Genomic DNA, 18034 nt, shown 5'->3' with positions numbered 1-18034 from the left:
TCAATGGCCCGCCGCACGGGCCGGATCCTGCTCGCCGCGGTGCTCGCCGCCGCCGGCACCGCGGTGATCCAGGAACCGGCACGCGCCGACACCCTGCAGTTCCGCGGGGTGAACTGGGCCGACCAGCGGGACAACTTCGTCAACGGGGTGCTGTACGTGTCGGGCCTGGGCTCGGCCGACACGTACGCCACCGCATCGGTCGTCGCCGACCGGGTGGTCGGGCAGCTCTACTCGATCACCGGGGCCAACACCGTCCGCATGCCGATCAACGAGCCGACCGTCGCGAGCTACTGGACCACCTACACCGGCGCGATCGACCAGGCGCTCACCAAGGGCAAGGTCATCCTGGCCTACTGGGCGCACAGCGGCGGCCGGCCCGCCGACGTCGCGGCCTACGACCGGATGTGGGACACCGTCGTGGCCCGGTACGCCGGCAACAGCAACGCCTACTTCGAGGTCATCAACGAGCCGCACGGATACTCCACGGCCGCGTTGAACGACTTCTACAACGCGTGGCTCGCGCGGCACGCCGACATACCGCGCGGCCGGGTCATCCTCGACGGCGCCGGGCTCGCCCAGAACGTCGCCGCGGTCGGCCAGGACGTCCGGCTGAACAACACGCTGCTGGCCGTACACGACTATTCCTTCTTCGCCGGCTTCGAGGACGAGACCTCCTGGGCCAACCACATAGCGAGCTCCATCGGCGGGTACGCCTCTCGCACCGTGGCCACCGAGTGGGGCGGGCCGATGGGCCCGGGCAGCAAGAACGGGGTCGCGTACGACACCATCGACTACAGCATTCCCAGCGGGTCGTTCTTCGCCGACTACATCCGGGGCGTCAGCGGCAAGCTGCGCGAGCTCGGCGTGGGCGGGGTCTACTGGCCCGGCCTGCGCGACGGCGACTGGTACAGCCTGACCCGGCGTACGGGCAGCGGCCCGAACCTGACACTGACCCTGACCAACCCCTCCGGCCTCGACCGCCTGCGCTACTCGTGGGGGCTCGGCACCGGCGGCAGCACGACGGTGCGCATCGTCAACGCCGCCACCGGCCGGTACGCCGACGGCCTGGGCCGTACCGCGTCCGGTTCCGACCTCGGCCAGGGCTCCGCCACCACCAGCCTCAACCAGCAGTGGGTGGTCGAAAACTCGGGCACGTACGTGCGGATCCGCAACCTCGGCACCGGGCTGTACTTCGACGGCATGGGCCGCACCGCCAACGGCAGCGCCGCCGGCCAGTACACCGGCGGAACCTCGGCCAACCAGCAGTGGACCGTGGTCACCGACGCCAACAACGTACGGCTGCGCAACCGGGCCACCGGCCTGTACCTCGACAGCATGGGCCGCACGGCGAACGGGGCGAGCGCCGGCCAGTACAGCGATTCCACCAGCGCCAACCAGCGCTGGAAGATCGTCGCGCTCTGAGCAGCTGATTCCGGCCACCGGCCGAGGCGGTATGGTCGCCCGATGACCACGCTCGTCGACCGCCAGGAGGAGCGCGCGGCCCTCGGCCGATTGATCGCGGCGGTCGGCGCCGGCGAGAGCCACGTCCTGGTCCTGCACGGCTCCGCCGGCGTCGGCAAGTCCGCCCTGCTCGACCACGCCCGGCAGAACTCGCCCGGCTTTCGCGTCCTGCGGGTCGGCGGCACCGAATCCGAGATGGAGCTGGCCTTCGCCGCCGTGCACCAGCTGTGCCTGCCACTGCTCGACCGGCTGCCGGACCTTCCCGCGCCCCGCCGCGAGGCCATCGAGACGGCGATCGCCATGCGCGTGGGGCCGCCACCGGACCTGTTCCTGGTCGGCCTGGGCGTGCTCGAGCTTCTGTCGTACGCCTCGGAGAGCCGGCCGCTGCTCTGCCTGGTCGACGATGCGCAGTGGCGCTCTCGCTCCAGGGGCGGGAGGCCGAGGCGGTCCGGATCATCGAACCCACCATCACGAATTCGGCCGCCGCCGGCTTCGGGCTCGGGATCATCGCAGCCAACTGGGCAGCGGCCGTCCTGTACAACGGACTGGCCCGATATCCGGAGGCTGTACGCGCCGTCGAGTCCATCGGGAACTTCTTCGACGCGAACCTTTCCGCCTGGGTTCTCCCGGAGCTGGTGGAAGCCGCGGTCCGCGCGGGCGAGTCCGAGGTGGCGCTCGATGCCCTGGCCAGGCTCGTCGAGGAGACTCAGCCGTTCGGCACCCCGTTCGCACAGGGGATCGAGGCTCGCACCCGCGCCCTGGTCGCGGAGGGCGCGGAGGCTGACGGCCTTTACCGCCAGGCGATCGAGAAGCTCGGGCGGACCGGCCTGCGGACCGAGCTGGCCCGGGCTCATCTGGTGTACGGCGAGTGGCTGCGCCGCGAACGGCGGCGACTGGACGCCCGCGAACACCTGCGCACGGCGTACGACATGTTCGTGACGATCGGGATGGAGGGATTCGCCGAGCGTGCGCGCCGGGAGTTGATCGCCGCCGGCGATGCCGTGCGCAAGCCCGCGGCCGCGGCGGCGGCCGACGTGGCGCTGACCGCTCAGGAGCGGCAGATCGCCCGGCTGGTCGCCGACGGCTTCACCAACCCGGAGGTCGCGGCGCGGTTGTTCCTCAGCCCGCGCACCGTCGAGTGGCACTTGCGCAAGGTCTTCGGGAAGCTCGGCGTCACCTCCCGGCGGCAGCTGCGCGAGGCGGTGTCGTCGGCCTCCGATCCGAGTTGATTGTCCACATCGGTCACACCGGGGATCAGCGCGGCCGTCCGGGCCGCGGCCAGCGCGGTGGTCCGGTGTGCCGTGTCCCCGGTGAGCGTGACCTCGCCGTCCTCCACGCGGACGTGCACCGATCCGGGCCGGATCCGCAGTTCGTCGAGCAGGACGTGGTTCACCACGTCGTCGCGAATGACCGCGTCCAGGCGGTCGTGGACCTTGAACAGGTCGGATCGGCTGACGATGCCGCGCAACCCGCGGTCGGCGCCGACCACCAGCAACCGGCCGACGCCGTGCTTGTGCATGAGCCGGGCGGCGGCGGTCAACGACGCATCGGCCCCGATAGTCATCGGTGGACCGTTCATGACCCCGGCGGCCGTGCCCTCGGGCCAGACCAGGCGCGGTGAGAACGCGCGCTGCCACCATCGCCGTGGGCTCTCAGGCTCGACGATGTCGATGATCTCGTGGAGATCGCTCCAGGTGACCATGCCGAGCACGACGCCGAAGTCGTCGACGATCGGCACCGCCCCGATCCGCCGTTTTCTGAGCAGAGTGACGAGCTCCGCGACCGGCGCATCAACGGAAGCGGTGACCACATCGGTGGTCATCACGTTTTGCACCCGCCATTGCCACATGTCTGTCCTCTCCGGTGCTGTCGAAGTCTGCGTCCAGTGTCGCCTCGCCTTCCTTGCCGAATAAGGGCTACGAAAGGTAGAGAGGACGTGCCGAGGTTGCCAGCGCTCGGCAAGGAGGTGCCGACATCTGTCTCGGCTTCGTGTGCGCCTGTCAGGTCGTCCGGCGCGTGCGCAGCACGCTTTCGTGCGGGATCACGGCGAGTTCGTCGGCGAGGCGTCGCATCAGCTCGGCGAGGGTTCGCCGGTCGTCGCCGGACCAGCCGTCGAGAGCTCGCGCGAAGAGATCTTCGCCGACGTCGTCCATGTTGTCGAGGTGGCGCCGGCCGTGGTCGGTGACGGTCAGCAGGGTCGCGCGCCGGTCCGCGGGATCGCCGTGACGCTCGACCAGATGCCGGTCCTCGAGACGGCGCACCTGCGGGGTGACCGTCGACTTGTCGACGCCCTGCCACGAGGCCAGATCGGAGATGCGGACGGGACCGTGCGCGGTGACCGCCCGCAGGAGCGTGAGGTCGTTCATGGACAGGGTGTCGGCGGTGGACCCGGCCAGTGACCGGCGGACGTCGCCGCGGTGGGCCCACCGCATCAGCCGAGTGAAAGCCTGATGGACCTGTCGAGCCGTGGAGTCGTCGCCCATGTGGCCGACCTTACCGGATAGTTGGTTTGGTCCAACCAACTATTGAGATATAGTTGGGTTATACCAACTATTTGAAGGGCGGTCATCGGCATGGTCACGGCGACGACCTTGCGCCACACGCAGCAGGCAGACGACGCTCCGCGGCTCGACTCCGGATCCCCGAAAAGGGGCCGGCGGGCCTGGCGGAACGCGGTGATGGTGGGCTTCGGCTTGCTGGCCTGGCTCGGCTTGCTCACGGGTGTGGTGCTGGGTCTTTCCGTCACCGCGCTGGCGCTGCCCCTCGCGACGGCCGGTGGCCTGCTGGTCGGTGGCGCCGTCGGTGGCGCCCTCGGCCTGCTCACTCATGCCGCCACCGACGCACGCCGACCGGCCGGCCACAGCGCCGGTGAATGGCGCCCGGCAGCGTCCGGCCGGCCGGCGCATCTGCCGCGAGCCGTGGCCCGTCCCGCCGCCGGGGTGAGGCGGCCCCATTCCCTGGAAGTCGACATGGCGCCGCTGCCTGGGCGGGCTGTCTCGTATGCCCTGACGACGGCCGCGGAGCAGCGGGTCGGCGTGGTGGCCCACGCGAGCGGCCGGCGCGACGTCGTCACCTACGATCCCGAGGACCTCGACCGGATCGCGCACAGCGTGGTGTTGACCGGGGCCGAGGCTCAGGCGGTCGCGCAGATGCTCGGCCTGCCGGTGTATGTGGACCGGCAGACGGACCGCGGCCGGGCGTCAACTCCGGTCGCGCGCCGGCGCGCAACGCGCGCAGTGGGCGGCGGTGGGCGCGATGTGCAGCCGGCCCAGCGGGATGGGCTTGTCGCATGTGGCGCACACGCCGTAGGTTCCCTCGGACATGCGCCTGAGGGCGTGCGCCGTGGCGGCGATCCGTTGCCGGGCCGAGGTGATGAGCCCGTCGAGGATCCGCGGGTCATAGCCGCCGTGGCGAGGCCGCCGGGCGCAGACCGTCAGCTGTGTCAGCCGGGTGGTCTCGGCGGCGAACTCGTCCTCGAGCATGATGCGGAACAGTTCCATCGGCTCCGCCGGCGCTTCGGGCGGGGCGTGGTGCAGTGTCGTCGTCATGATGCCTCCAGCGACTTCCCGAGGGGCACTCCCCCGCCCTCAAGCATGGCCGCGAAGGAGGTCAGCGACTACGTACGGTGACGGCCACATGCCAAGCCCCGGTTTGCCGATGGTCGGCAAGGAAGGGCCGGCTCAAGGCAGTCCGGACAGCGGCGCCGCCGGCCAGTCGAGGGCGCGGGCTCCGAGCACCGCGGCCTGCAGGGTGAAACGATGCGCCGGGTCGGAGGGGTCGTAACCGGTCAGGGCTCTCACGCGGTCCAGCCGATAGGTGACGGCCCGCACGGACACATGAATGCGTTTGGCGGTCTCGGTCGCCACCCCGCCCGTCTCGAAGTACGCCCGCAGGGTGCTCAGCAGCGGCTCGGCCCCGCCCCGGGCCTGCTCGAGCGGGCTCAGCACCGCGTGCACGAGCTCGACGATGGCCGGCTGGTCGCGCAGCAGAACCCGGTAGATGAGCAGCTCCCGGGCATTGACGATGGGCGTTTCGAGGCGCAGCCGGGTCGCCATCGTCAGTGCCTCGCGAGCCTCCTCGTAGGAGCGGGCGATGCCGTACAGACCGGGATGGGGACGGCCGACCGCGATGCGCCACGGTTGGCCACGCGGCAGCCGGCGCAGCTGGTCGTGCATCAGCCGCCCGAGCTCGGTGGCGTCGCGTCCGGGCGGCGCCCCGCCCGGGGCGACGGTTTCCGCGGGGGCCAGGACCACGAGAAGGCCGTCCTTGGTCGCGACCATCACGTCCCGGTCGCCGAGCCGGTCGAAGATCACCGCCTCGAGAGCCGAGATGGCGGCCTCCGCGTCCGGCAGACGCTGACTGGCCGAGGCCAGGGCCACCTGATGCGACCGGGCCAGATCGAGGCCGAAGGGCTCGGCCCGGTCGACCAGCGCGCCCGGGTCGGAGTCACCGCGCAGGAGATCGTCGACCAGCTCCCGGCGCAGCGACTCCTCACGGCGCACCAGGTCGCGGCGCGCCATCGCGTACCCCTCGGCCAGGGTCGCCACCGCGTCGTCGACCACGTGCAGCACAGCGGAGGCGGCGGCCCGCACGGCCTCGCGGTCACGGCTGCGGACAACGGTGGGCAGGTCGTGCCAGAGGCGGCGCGCCGCCGACAGGTAGAGCTGCACCGCGCGGCCGGCCGAGATCCCCTGTTCGGCGGCGCGCCGCCCGAGGGCTTCCACCGCGTCGAGCTCGGCCCGTTTCGGCCGCCGGCCCGCGATGGCCGCGTCGGCCAGCATGAACAGGTAGTCGCCGAGCAGTTCCACCGGCACGCCACCGGCGTCCCGGCTGGCGCCCTCGGCGACGGCGGTGAGCCACTGGTCGTCCCGCTCACCGGCGGACGGATGCTTCACGGCTGGCCCTCGTCCCGTCAGGTCGAGCATCCTGGTCACACCCGTCGCCGGACAGCGGGTGCTCGCAGCGATGATATCGGCACGCCGCCGCCTCATCCGTGGTGCTTCTGCTGGCAGGGCACGCAGAACCGGGCGTGCGGCAGCACCTCGAGCCGCTCGGGCGGAATCGAAGCAGCACATTTCTCGCAGGTGCCGTAGGTTCCCTCGGCGATGCGGCGCAGCGCACCACTGATCTGGTCCAGGCTCTGCCGGGTGGCGAACAGCAGAGCCGCCCGCTCGTGCGCCTCGCTCGCGTCAGCGGCGGTGGTGAGCTGCTGAAGTCGAGTGGTCTGGGCCGCGAACTCCTCGCTCAGCGACGTTCGCACCACCGCGAAGCGGCCCTGGCCGGTGGCTTCCATGTCAACACTCATCTGCGGTCCTGTGCTCGAAGGTGGGATAAAAGAAGCCGGGCGAAGCTGGAGAGCTTCGCCCGGTGTTCGCGGAGGTTCGATTTCGATGGTCGCCGCGTTCGATGCCGTCGACCACGGTGCTCGACGGCGATTAAGTCCCTCATTCCTTGCCGACGGTCGGCAGCGAGCATGCTCCGGACGTCAGCCGCCGGTGCAGGTGGCCGTGGCGCCGCCCCCGTTGCCGGTGCCCTGCAGGCCGAAGGTCGTGCTCTGGCCGGCGGCCAGCCGGCCGTTGTAACTCTGGTTGGTGACCGTCACGGTGCCGCTGGTGCCGGTCGCGACGCCGTTCCACAGGGAGCTGATCGAGGCTCCGCCCGGCAGGCCGAGCGCGACCCGCCAGCCGCTCATCGCGGAGGCGCCGGCGGTGACGGTGACCGTGGCGACGAAGCCGCCGCTCCACTGGTCCTGCACCGCGTAGACCGCCGAGCAGGTGGAGTCGTCGGGTGGCGGCGTGTCCCCGTCCAGCGTCAGGTTCTTCTGCTGCACCTGCCACTGGCTGCGGCACAGGCCGCAGTCCGCGCCGGCGAAGTTCCGGCCGGCAGTGGTGTCACCCTTGAGCCGCCATTTGAGGTACAGCACCGCCACCCGGCCGAACTCGCCGCCGTTGGCCTGGTCGTAGGTGCCGCCGTGGCCGACGTTCAGGTTGCCCATGAAGGCGGGCAGCCCGGCCGGGAGCTTGCCCCAGTCGTCCATGGCGTTCGGATAGGCGATGTCGCTGGGGCCGCCGACGAAGTACGCGATCGGTTTGGTCAGCCGGCGCAGCTGGTAGTCGTCGGCGTCGTTGAGCAGCCCGCTGCTGAAGATGGTGGTCGTGGTGACCCGCGGGTCGTTGGAGACCGCGTACGCCTCCAAACCCCCGCAGGAGAATCCGCCGACCGCGATCTTGCTGGTGTCGATCTTGCCGTAGTACTTGCTGCCGGTGCGGGAGTTCTCGGCCACCGCCCAGTCGATGGATTGGGTGAGCATCGCGGAATTGGTCGAGCCGGAGGCGTTCGGGCCGCCGTTGGCGATGGCGAGGAAGCCGTGGGAGGCGATCTCGCGGAGGAAGTTGTTCTGCGACAGGCCGTTGGCCGAGCATCCGCCGTTGCCCCACACGAAGAGGGGAAGACGGTCGGCCGGCATGGTCTGCGGCCGGTAGATGGTGTGGTTGGGCAGGCCGGCCGAGGTCTCGTAGTCGGCGAGGTAGGGGCCGGAGCCGCCGACGGCGGCCTGGGCCGGTGCCGCACCGAGCACGACGGCGGCGGCGGTGAGCAACCCGAGAACAGCTCGTCTCATCGTCATCTCCGAGGTTGTCAGCGCTGGCGGGTGAGCAGACCGGGCCGCCACGGCAGGTTGTTGTAGTCGCCGCCGGCGTTGGGGTTCTTGCCCTGGTAGAGCAGTTGCAGGTTGCACGGGTCGACGGTCTTGGTCTGGTCGGGGTTGCTGCGGACCAGGTCGCCGTGGCTGATGTCGTTGGTCCAGGTGGCGCCGCTGTTGGCCTTGCCCGCGAACGGGTTGCTCTCGGAGGCGGCCTGCGGGGTCCACGAGCCGTTCAGGCTGGTCGCGGTGAACGAGCGGAAGTAGCGGCCCTGGCTGCCGATGGCCTCGACGAGCATCAGGTACTGGTTCTGCCCGGCCACCTTGTAGACCTCGACGCCTTCGAACAGGTTGTTCGTGGAGTCGCTCATGATTGTGGTGTAGGAGGCGCCGAAGCTCCCCGGGAAGTTCCCGATCGGCATCGACGCGCGGTAGATCTTGCCGTTGTCACCGGCGAAGAACAGGTACATGTTCTGGCTGTCGCCGATGAGCGTCTGGTCGATGACGCCGTACGGGGCGTCGGCGATCTTGCCGGTGAACAGCGTCTGTGCGCTGGACCAGCCGTTGGCGTTGGCCGGGTCGGTCGACGTCTTGTAACTGAACGACGTCGGTCCCCACTGATAGGCCAGCACCCAGATGTTCTTCGGCGCGAAGTAGAACAGGGTCGGCGCCACTGTGCCCTGACTCATCCCGTTCTGACTGGCCGAGGCCATGTCCGACCAGTTGGTGAACAGGCCGAAATTCATCGAGCCGTACGAGCCGTTCGACACATTCGACGCGTACACCAGGTGTTTGCCGTTGTAGACGACGTTGGTGAAGTCCTTGAGCGACGTCCAGCCGTTCTTGGGCTCGGCCAGCGGACCGGTCGAGGTCCAGCGGTAGCTCGACGGCAGGGTGCACGTGCCGCCGGGGTCGGGAGTCGACGGCGGCGGACTCGACGGGGGCGGTGACGTCGGCACGGTGCCGCCCGTGCAGGTCACCCCGTTCAGCGCGAAGCCGGACGGAACCGGGTTGCTCCCGGTCCACGAGCCGTTGAAGCCGAACGACACCGTGCCGTTGGTTGCGATGGACCCGTTGTAACTCGCGTTGGTCGCGGTCACGGCCGAGCCGTTCTGGGTCACCGTCGCGTTCCACGCCTGGGTCACGCTCTGCCCGGCGCTGTACGACCAGGTCAGCGTCCAGCTCGACACCGCGTCACCCAGGTTGGTGATGGAGACACTGGCGCCGAACCCGCCCTGCCACTGCGACGACACGGCGTAGTTCACCGCGCAGCCGGCGGCGGCGGCGCCGGCCGGGCGGGCCGCGACGACGACGGTCGCGGCCAGCACCGCCACGCCGGCCGACACGGCGGCGAGCTTGCTCGATCTTGACAGGTTCATGGGGATCTCCTGACCGGGGGGACGGCCTTGTTATCGTTAACGCCTATTTCGCGGACATTACGGGAGCGCTCCCACGGACTTCAAGGGTCCGCCTGCAACAAATTTACACAAGCCAATGTAAATCGGATCGTGAAAAAGTGTTATGACAAAGGCCCCCGCCAGTCGGGGCCGGCGATTGTTTCCGGAAAATGTACGGCTGATCAAGTATTGACTAACTTCTATTACCTGCTTAGCGTGTCATCTCAAAGAGGGCGACGGCTTCAATCCTGTTAACGTTCACAGGCATTTCGCAGCCGGTCGGCCCCAGGCGCCCTGTCCGCATTTCTACGCCGACGACAAAGGTGGCCATTTCATGAGAGTACGCGCGACAGTGGCGGCAGCGACCGCCTTCCTCACGGCCGCGGTCCTGTTCACGGCGATCCTCGGCCCTCAGTCCCCCGCCGCCGCCCACCCGGTCAACGCGGCCGACTTCCAGCAGGTCGAGCTCGCCCGGGGCGTCGGAGAGCTGGGCGAGCCGATGTCGATGGCGGTGCTGCCGGACCGCTCGGTGCTGCACACCGCCCGCAACGGCGTTCTGCGCCGGACCACCGCCGCCGGCGTCACCAGCGTGATCGCCACCTTGCCGGTCTACACGCACGACGAGGAGGGGCTGCAGGGCGTGGGGGTCGACCCCGGCTTCTCCAGCAACCGGTTCATCTACCTCTTCTACGCGCCGCCCCTGTCCACGCCCAGCGGCGACGCGCCGGCCACCGGTACCGACTTCTCCACGTGGAACGGCGTGAACCGGCTGTCCAGGTTCACCCTCAACGCCGACTTCACCCTGAACACGGCCAGTCAGGTGACCGTCCTGGAGGTGGCCACCAACCGCGGCATGTGCTGCCATGTCGGCGGCGACATCGACTTCGACGCGGCCGGCAACCTCTACCTGTCCACCGGCGACGACTCGAACCCGTTCGACTCGAGCGGCTACACACCGATCGACGAGCGCAGCAACCGCAACCCGGTCTACGACGCCCAGCGCAGCGCGGGCAACACCAACGACCTTCGCGGCAAGGTGCTCAGGATCAAGGTGAACGCCGACGGGTCGTACTCGATCCCCTCGGGCAACCTGTTCCCGCCCGGCACCGCCCGCACCCGGCCCGAGATCTACGCGATGGGTCTGCGCAACCCGTTCCGGATCGGCGTCGACAAGGCGACCGGCGTCCTGTACGTCGGCGACTACGGACCCGACGCCGGCACGAGCAGTTCGACGCGTGGCCCGGCGGGCCAGGTGGAGTTCAACCGGATCCCCTCCGCCGGCAACTACGGCTGGCCGTACTGCACCGGCTCGAACACGACGAACGAGACCTATGTGGACTACACGTTCCCGTCCGGGCCCTCGGGAAGCCGATTCAACTGTGCCGCGCCGGTCAACAACTCACCGCGCAACACGGGACTGACCAACCTGCCGGCCGCGCGCCCGGCGTGGATCAAGTACGACAACTGCTCGCTGGCCGCGTTCGGCTGCGGCTCGGAGTCGCCGATGGGCGGACCGGTGTACCGCTACGACGCTTCCAACCCGTCCACCGTCAAGTTCCCGGCCACCCTCGACGGGCACTACTTCGCGACGGAGTTCGGCCGGCGGTGGATCAAGACCATCGACGTCAACAGCGACGGGTCGGCCGGTCAGATCAGCGAGTTCCCCTGGCGTGGCACGCAGGTGATGGACAGTGCCTTCGGCCCGGACGGCGCTCTCTACGTGCTCGACTACGGCACCGGATGGGGCAACGGCGACGCGAGTTCGGCCCTGTACCGCATCGAGTACAACGGGGCCGGCAACAACCAGTCACCGATCGCCCGCGTGGCGGCCAACCCCTCGTCCGGCGCCGCGCCGCTGACCGTCGCCTTCTCCTCGAGCGGTTCCTCCGACCCCGAGGGCGGGGCACTGACGTACGCCTGGAACTTCGGCGACGGCGGCACCTCGACGGCGGCCAACCCCAGCCACACCTACTCGAGCGCCGGTCAGCGCTCGGTGACTCTCACCGTGACCGACAACGCCGGTCTCACCGCCACCGCCTCGATGACGGTCACGGTCGGCAACACCGCACCGACGGTCACGCTCAGCACGCCGGCCGACGGGGCGCTGTTCAGCTTCGGTGACAGCGTGCCCTACACGATCACGGTGTCGGACCCCGAGGACGGCACGATCGACTGCACCAAGGTGAAGCTGAGCTACCTGCTCGGCCACGACGACCACGCGCACCCGATCAGCTCGGCCACCGGATGTTCGGGCACCCTGCAGATCCCGGTGGACGGCGAGCACGACACGGCGGCCAACCTGTTCGCGGTGCTCGACGCGGAGTACACCGACAATGGCGCCAACGGCCAGCCCGCGCTGACCACCCGGGCCCAGAAGATCCTCCAGCCCCGGCACCGGCAGGCCGAGCACCGGAGCAGTCAGTCGGGCACCTCGCTGTACAGCAAGACGACCGCCGAGGGCGGTCAGACGGTCGGCGACATCCAGAACGGCGATTGGATCGCGTTCCAGCGGTACGCCCTCGGCAGCGAGAACCGATTCACGGCGCGGGTCTCGTCGGGCGGCGCCGGCGGCACGCTCTCGGTGCGGGCCGGATCGGCCACCGGCACGGTGCTCGGCTCGGTCACCGTTCCGGTCACCGGCAGCTATGAGACCTTCACCGAGGTGTCGACGACCTTGTCGAACGTCCCGTCCGGCACCATCACTTTGTACCTGACGTTCAGCGGCGGCAGCGGGACGCTGTTCGACGTGGACGCCTTCACCTTCGGCGCGACGTCGAACGGCGGAGGAACCGGCCGGATCGTCGGCGCGGGCGGCTCCTGCGTCGACGTCAACGGCAACAGCTCGGCCGACGGCACCAAGATTCAGCTCTGGACCTGCGGCACCGGCGCCAACCAGCAGTGGGCCCGCACCGGCAGCACCTGGCGGTCGCTGGGCAAGTGCATGAGCGTGGCCGGCGGCGCGACCGCCGACGGCAGTCTGGTGCAGCTGTCGACCTGCAACGGCTCGACCGCGCAGAACTGGACCGCGGGTTCCAACGGATCCCTGGTCAACGGCTCCGGCAAGTGCCTGGACGCCAACGGCGCGAGCTCGGCCAACGGCACCCAGCTGATCCTCTGGACCTGCCACGGCGGCACCAACCAGCGCTGGACCCTGCCATAGAAATCCGGCCATGAGAGGAATCCCGGCCATGCGACGACTCACTCACAAGATCCTGGGCGTGGCGGGGGCGGTGCTGCTGACCCTGGCGGGCACCGGCCTGCCGGCGAGCGCCGCCGACGCACCGTACGACGTGCTGGTCTTCTCCAAGACCGCCGGGTTCCGGCACGACGTGATCGCCACCGGCATCCAGACCATCCGTGACCTCGGCGCGGCCAACAGCTTCACCGTCACCGCCACCGAGGACGCCAACGCCTTCACCACCTCGAACCTGGCCCAGTACGAGGCCGTCGTCTTCCTCAACACCACCGGCGACGTCCTCAACTCCTCCCAGGAGACCGCCTTCGAGTCCTACATCCGGGGCGGCGGCGGCTACGTCGGAGTCCACGCGGCCGCCGACACCGAATACAATTGGTCCTTCTACGGCCAGCTCGTCGGGGCCTACTTCAGCTCCCACCCGGCCATCCAGCAGGTCACCGCCCGCGTCCAGGATCGCGGACACGCCAGCACCGCCCACCTGCCCCAGGCCTGGACCCGCACCGACGAGCTCTACAACTACTCCACCAACCCGCGCAGCACCGCCCATGTGCTCGCCACCCTCGACGAGTCCACCTACTCGGGCGGCACCATGGGCAGCGACCACCCCATCGCCTGGTGCAAGACGATCGACGGCGGCCGCTCCTGGTACACCGGTCTGGGCCACACCCAGGCCTCCTACTCGGAGACCAACTTCCGCAACCACCTGCTCGGCGGCCTGCGCTACGCCGCCAACCGCAGCAAGGCCGACTGCCGCGTCGAGACCGGCTACACCGCGATCTACAACGGCAGCACGACCGGCTGGTCCCAGGCCGGCCCGGGCAGCTTCACCAACAGCAACGCGACCCTGACCTCGTCCGGTGGGCTGGGCTTGCTGTGGTACAGCGCCAAGCAGTACGCGTCGTACTCGCTCAAGCTCGACTGGATGATGCCGGGCGACGACAACTCCGGCGTGGTGATCGGCTTCCCGGCCGGCAGCGACCCCGACGCGGCGATGGCCAACGGCTACGAGGTGCAGATCGACGCCACCGACGCGAGCGACCGCACCACCGGCTCGATCTACGGCTTCAAGTCGGCCGACATCGCCGCCCGCGACGCGGCGCTGAACGCGCCGGGCGAGTGGAACACCTACGAGCTGCTCGTCGAGGGGGAACGGCTGCGGGTCTTCCTGAACGGCCGCCTCGTCAACGACTTCACCAACACCGATCCGGTGCGGTCGCTGACCTCCGGCCACATCGGCATCCAGAACCACGGCACCGGTGACGACGTGTCGTTCCGCAACATCCGGATCAAGGAGCTGGGCGGCACGCCGACCCGGACCGGGCCGATCACCAGCTCCACCGGCAAGTGCGTCGACGTCAACGGCAACAGCTCGGCCGACGGTACGAAGATTCAGCTGTGGACGTGCAGCGGCGCCGGCAACCAGCAGTGGACGGTCAACGGCAGCACCCTGCGCTCGCTCGGCAAGTGCATGGGAGTCGCCGGCGGCAGCACCGCCAACGGCGCGGCGATCCAGCTCGCCACCTGCAACGGCTCGGGCGGCCAGAACTGGACCGCGGGATCCAACGGCTCGCTGGTGAACCCTCAGTCGGGCAAGTGCCTGGACGCCAACGGCGCCAGCACCGCGAACGGGACGCAACTGATCATCTGGACCTGTCACGGCGCTGCGAACCAGCGATGGAGCCTGGCATGACTGAGCTGACACGCCGAAAGCTCCTCGCCGCCGGGATGGCCGGGGCGGGAGCCGCGATCTTGCCAGCCGGGTGGTCCGCAACCGCCGCCCACGCCGCGGCGGCCGGGGACCTGTCCCTCTGGTACGACGAGGGCGCGGGAACGGACTGGCTGCGGGCCCTGCCGATCGGCAACGGGCGCCTCGGTGCCATGGTGTTCGGCAATGTCGACACCGAACGGCTCCAGCTCAACGAGGACACCGTGTGGGCGGGCGGACCCTACGACTCGGCCAACACCCGGGGCGCGGCCAACCTGGCCGAGATCCGGCGACGGGTCTTCGCCGACCAGTGGACCTCGGCCCAGGACCTGATCAACTCGACGATGATGGGCAGCCCCGGCGGGCAGTTGGCGTACCAGCCGGTCGGCAACCTGCGGCTGGCGGTCGGCAGCGCCTCCGGCGCGACCCAGTACAGCCGGACGCTCGACCTGACCACGGCCACGGTGACCACCACGTACGTGCTGAACGGGGTGCGCTATCAGCGGGAGGTGTTCGCCAGCGCGCCCGATCAGGTGCTGGTGGTGCGGCTGACCGCCGACCGGGCCGGCGCGATCAGCTTCACCGGCACGTTCGACAGCCCGCAGCGGACGACCACGTCCAGTCCGGACTCGTCGACGATCGCCCTCGACGGCATCTCCGGCGACATGGAGGGCATCGCCGGCTCGGTCCGGTTCCACGCCCTGGCCGCGGTGAGCGCCACCGGCGGCACGGTCAGCAGTTCCGGCGGCACGCTGCGGGTCTCCGGGGCCACGAGCGTCACGGTGCTCGTGTCCATCGGGTCGAGCTACGTCAACTACCGCACGGTCAACGGTGATTATCAGGGCATCGCGCGGCGGCACCTGGCCGCCGCCCGCGGCGCCGGCTTCGACCAGCTGCGGGCCCGGCACGTGGCCGACTATCAGGCGCTGTTCAACCGGGTGATTATCGACCTGGGACGTACGTCGGCGGCCGACCAGACCACCGACGTACGCATCGCCCAGCACGCTTCGCAGAACGATCCGCAGTTCGCCGCCCTGCTGTTCCAGTACGGCCGTTACCTGCTCATCTCCTCGTCCCGGCCGGGCAGCCAGCCGGCCAACCTGCAGGGCATCTGGAACCAGGAGATGGCCCCGTCGTGGGATTCCAAATACACGATCAACGCGAACCTGCCGATGAACTACTGGCCGGCCGACACCACGAACCTGTCCGAATGCTTCCTCCCGGTCTTCGACATGATCAAGGATCTGGCGGTGACCGGAGCCCGCACCGCCAGCGTGCAGTACGGCGCGGGCGGCTGGGTGACCCACCACAACACCGACGCCTGGCGCGGGTCGTCGGTGGTCGACGGCGCGTTCTGGGGCATGTGGCAGACCGGCGGCGCCTGGCTGTCCACGATGATCTGGGACCACTATCTGTTCACCGGGGACGTCGAGTTCCTCCGGGCCAACTATCCGGCGCTGAAGGGTGCCGCGCAGTTCTTCCTCGACTCGCTGGTCACCCATCCGTCGCTCGGGTACCTGGTCACCAACCCCTCCAACTCTCCGGAGCTGGCCCACCACGCGAACGCCAGCGTGTGCGCCGGGCCCACCATGGACAACCAGATCCTGCGGGACCTGTTCACCGGGGTGGCGCGCGCCGGCGAGACCCTCGGGGTGGACGCCACCTTCCGCACGCAGGCCCTCGCGGCCCGCGACCGGCTGGCCCCGATGCGGGTCGGCTCGCGCGGCAACATCCAGGAGTGGCTGGCCGACTGGGTGGAGACCGAACGCACCCACCGGCACGTCTCCCACCTGTACGGCCTGCACCCGAGCAACCAGATCACCCGGCGCGGCACACCACAGCTCTACCAGGCCGCGCGCCAGACCCTCGAACTGCGCGGCGACGACGGTACGGGCTGGTCGCTCGCCTGGAAGATCAATTTCTGGGCGCGGCTGGAGGACGGCGCGCGCGCCCACAAGCTCCTGCGCGACCTGGTGCGGACGGACCGGCTCGCGCCGAACATGTTCGACCTGCATCCCCCGTTCCAGATCGACGGCAATTTCGGCGCCACCTCCGGAATCGCCGAGATGCTGCTGCACAGCCACAACGGCGAGCTGCACGTGCTGCCCGCCCTGCCGTCGGCCTGGCCGGCCGGCAGCGTCACCGGGCTGCGCGGCCGGGGCGGATATACGGTCGGGGCCACCTGGAACGCCACCCGCACCGAGCTCGCCGTCACCCCCGAACGGGCCGGACCGGTCCGGGTCCGCAGCCGGGTCTTCACCGGCACCTTCGAAATGCGCGACGAGACGAGCGGCCTGGCGGTGGAGCCGACCCGGCTCGAGACCGATCTTGTCGAGTTCACCGGTCAGGCCGGCCACACCTACCGCGCGTCGGCCGTGTCATCGGGACCGGTGGAGACCGGCGTGTACTACCGCCTGGTGGCCCAGCACAGCGGCAAGGCGGCCGACATCAACGGCGCGTCGACCGGCGCCGGCGCCCAGCTGATCCAGTGGCAGGTCAGCAGCGCGCTCAACCAGCAGTTCGACTTCCTGTCCTCCGGCAGCGGCTACTACCGGATCCGGGCCCGGCACAGCGGCCTGGTCCTCCAGGTCGCCGGCACCGCCACCGGCGCCGACATCACCCAGCAGGCCGACACGAACGCCACCGGCCAGCAGTGGCGGGTGGACGACCAGGGCGGCGGAGTGGTCAGGCTGGTCAACCGCCAGAGCGGACTGGCCATGGACGTCTGGCAGGCCGCCACCACCGACGGCGCACGCATCTCCCAGTGGACGCCCGGCACCGGCGCCAACCAGCGTTTCCAGCTTCAGCGCCTCTAAGAATCCCTACGGCAGTGAGGGCGTGGGCGTTCTGATCCCTCACACCCTCACCGTCGGACGCGACGTCCCTCAGGCGTAGCTGTAGGCGAGTGGACCGATGTCGCTCACCGACAACGGTGTGCTGCCGTCGGCGAACGGGCGCATCGTCTCGGTGTTGTCGACGACACCGGACGTCGTGCCGGTGCGTGGCTGATAGGTATCGGTCCCCCGGCTGCCCTGCCACAGCCACCACAGCCGGTCGATGTTGCAGTGGTGCAGCCAGAAGACCGGATCGTTGGGCGCCTCACGCGTTCCCATGTGGCCGCCGACGAAGTTGTGCACCCGGTTGTGCAGGTCGATCTCGTTGCGGTTGCGGTAGCTGTTCGACACCGTCGAGTCCCACGGTGAACGGTCGTAGGAGGTGTAGCTCTGGACCGTGCTGACCGTAGCGGCGGTGGGCCGGCTCGCGTTCTGGCCCAGCCGCCGCTGAAGGTAGCTGGTCGAGATGCTGCTCCGGTAGAGCGACCATCCCCAGGACGGGCTGAAGTTTCCGCTCGAGACGCTGCCGCTGGTGATGGAACCGAGGAAGTCGGCCGTGAACGGAGTAACGGATCCGGTCCAGTCCCAGTACGGGATGAAGAGGTTCGGATTCCCGCTGACCGTCTGCAGGTCGGACTCCAGCAGCTGAAGGTATTTGCGGTGCCACGGGAAGAACGACGGCGACCGGTGAGCGTGGCTGATGTTGTCCGACGTACGCGCGAAGAATGAGATGTGCTGGTCGATGTACCAGTTGTAGTTCCGCCCGTTCGCCGACGTGCTTTTGAACTGGCGAAGAGCATT

General features: G+C 69.5%; 12 protein-coding genes and 2 pseudogenes. 7 read left to right on the top strand and 7 right to left on the bottom strand.

Annotated elements, in window-relative coordinates; genetic code table 11:
• Positions 1-3: 3 nt before the first annotated feature.
• From CRP55_RS07940 to CRP55_RS54415, 3 genes and pseudogenes are all read left to right on the top strand, one after another.
• On the top strand, positions 4-1422 hold the full coding sequence (locus CRP55_RS07940; protein WP_245922871.1) for an RICIN domain-containing protein: 1419 nt from the start codon (positions 4-6) through the stop codon (positions 1420-1422).
• Positions 1423-1464: 42 nt separating this feature from the next.
• Positions 1465-1818, top strand: a pseudogene (locus CRP55_RS56175) (ATP-binding protein); the annotation flags it as partial.
• A 53-nt stretch (positions 1819-1871) separates the two neighbouring features.
• Positions 1872-2690, top strand: coding sequence for a helix-turn-helix transcriptional regulator (locus tag CRP55_RS54415; RefSeq protein ID WP_245922870.1), 819 nt, complete (start codon positions 1872-1874; stop codon positions 2688-2690).
• Positions 2691-2743: 53 nt separating this feature from the next.
• Here the strand turns inward: CRP55_RS54415 and CRP55_RS07925 are convergent.
• Positions 2744-3283: pseudogene (locus CRP55_RS07925) on the bottom strand (CBS domain-containing protein); the annotation flags it as partial.
• A 178-nt stretch (positions 3284-3461) separates the two neighbouring features.
• Positions 3462-3944 carry a MarR family winged helix-turn-helix transcriptional regulator gene (locus tag CRP55_RS07920; protein ID WP_097319011.1) on the bottom strand — a complete coding sequence of 161 codons (483 nt, stop codon included), beginning with the start codon at positions 3942-3944 and terminating at the stop codon, positions 3462-3464.
• A 90-nt stretch (positions 3945-4034) separates the two neighbouring features.
• Here CRP55_RS07920 and CRP55_RS56450 point away from each other — a divergent pair, with 90 nt between their 5' ends.
• Entirely contained in the window at positions 4035-5090 is a 1056-nt protein-coding gene (locus CRP55_RS56450) for a cation:proton antiporter regulatory subunit (protein ID WP_438865768.1), read from the top strand.
• Positions 5091-5141: 51 nt separating this feature from the next.
• On the opposite strand, the gene CRP55_RS07910 is transcribed toward CRP55_RS56450, so the two are convergent.
• From CRP55_RS07910 to CRP55_RS07895, 4 genes are all read right to left on the bottom strand, one after another.
• Positions 5142-6356: a PucR family transcriptional regulator gene (locus CRP55_RS07910; protein WP_245922869.1), complete on the bottom strand. Its 1215-nt coding sequence runs from the start codon at positions 6354-6356 to the stop codon at positions 5142-5144.
• Between the two features lie 92 nt (positions 6357-6448).
• Positions 6449-6766 carry a TraR/DksA family transcriptional regulator gene (locus tag CRP55_RS07905; protein WP_097319010.1) on the bottom strand — a complete coding sequence of 106 codons (318 nt, stop codon included), beginning with the start codon at positions 6764-6766 and terminating at the stop codon, positions 6449-6451.
• A gap of 180 nt (positions 6767-6946) precedes the next feature.
• The gene (locus tag CRP55_RS07900; protein WP_245922868.1) at positions 6947-8080 is read right to left on the bottom strand and encodes a cellulose binding domain-containing protein; all 1134 of its coding nucleotides are present in this window, start codon (positions 8078-8080) and stop codon (positions 6947-6949) included.
• Positions 8081-8097: 17 nt separating this feature from the next.
• On the bottom strand, positions 8098-9480 hold the full coding sequence (locus CRP55_RS07895; RefSeq protein WP_097319008.1) for a non-reducing end alpha-L-arabinofuranosidase family hydrolase: 1383 nt from the start codon (positions 9478-9480) through the stop codon (positions 8098-8100).
• Positions 9481-9832: 352 nt separating this feature from the next.
• Between CRP55_RS07895 and CRP55_RS07890 the strand changes: the two genes are divergently transcribed.
• From CRP55_RS07890 to CRP55_RS07880, 3 genes are read left to right on the top strand one after another with little or no spacing between them, the layout of a single operon-like run.
• On the top strand, positions 9833-12658 hold the full coding sequence (locus CRP55_RS07890) for a PQQ-dependent sugar dehydrogenase (protein WP_097319007.1): 2826 nt from the start codon (positions 9833-9835) through the stop codon (positions 12656-12658).
• A 28-nt stretch (positions 12659-12686) separates the two neighbouring features.
• Positions 12687-14384, top strand: a complete 1698-nt coding sequence (locus tag CRP55_RS07885) for a ThuA domain-containing protein (protein WP_097319006.1) — start codon at positions 12687-12689, stop codon at positions 14382-14384.
• Positions 14381-17215 carry a glycosyl hydrolase family 95 catalytic domain-containing protein gene (locus CRP55_RS07880; RefSeq protein WP_097319005.1) on the top strand — a complete coding sequence of 945 codons (2835 nt, stop codon included), beginning with the start codon at positions 14381-14383 and terminating at the stop codon, positions 17213-17215. The genes CRP55_RS07885 and CRP55_RS07880 overlap by 4 nt, the downstream gene beginning before the upstream one ends.
• 69 nt (positions 17216-17284) lie before the next feature.
• Here CRP55_RS07880 and CRP55_RS07875 read toward each other — a convergent pair whose 3' ends face one another.
• The gene (locus tag CRP55_RS07875) at positions 17285-17977 is read right to left on the bottom strand and encodes a tyrosinase family protein (protein ID WP_281260769.1); all 693 of its coding nucleotides are present in this window, start codon (positions 17975-17977) and stop codon (positions 17285-17287) included.
• Positions 17978-18034 lie beyond the last annotated feature (57 nt).

The sequence above is a fragment of the Paractinoplanes atraurantiacus genome (assembly GCF_900215205.1).
In the GTDB taxonomy this organism is placed as follows: Bacteria; Actinomycetota; Actinomycetes; order Mycobacteriales; family Micromonosporaceae; genus Actinoplanes; species Actinoplanes atraurantiacus.
This window is presented reverse-complemented; position numbering and strand designations above follow the sequence as displayed.

Coding starts and splice junctions, on each gene's coding strand:
- CRP55_RS07885 (WP_097319006.1), top strand. CDS start 12,687: ATGCGACGACTCACTCACAAGATCCTGGGCGTGGCGGGGGCGGTGCTG.
- CRP55_RS07900 (WP_245922868.1), bottom strand. CDS start 8,080: ATGAGACGAGCTGTTCTCGGGTTGCTCACCGCCGCCGCCGTCGTGCTC.
- CRP55_RS07890 (WP_097319007.1), top strand. CDS start 9,833: ATGAGAGTACGCGCGACAGTGGCGGCAGCGACCGCCTTCCTCACGGCC.
- CRP55_RS07940 (WP_245922871.1), top strand. CDS start 4: ATGGCCCGCCGCACGGGCCGGATCCTGCTCGCCGCGGTGCTCGCCGCC.
- CRP55_RS07880 (WP_097319005.1), top strand. CDS start 14,381: ATGACTGAGCTGACACGCCGAAAGCTCCTCGCCGCCGGGATGGCCGGG.
- CRP55_RS07905 (WP_097319010.1), bottom strand. CDS start 6,766: ATGAGTGTTGACATGGAAGCCACCGGCCAGGGCCGCTTCGCGGTGGTG.
- CRP55_RS56450 (WP_438865768.1), top strand. CDS start 4,035: ATGGTCACGGCGACGACCTTGCGCCACACGCAGCAGGCAGACGACGCT.
- CRP55_RS07895 (WP_097319008.1), bottom strand. CDS start 9,480: ATGAACCTGTCAAGATCGAGCAAGCTCGCCGCCGTGTCGGCCGGCGTG.
- CRP55_RS07920 (WP_097319011.1), bottom strand. CDS start 3,944: ATGGGCGACGACTCCACGGCTCGACAGGTCCATCAGGCTTTCACTCGG.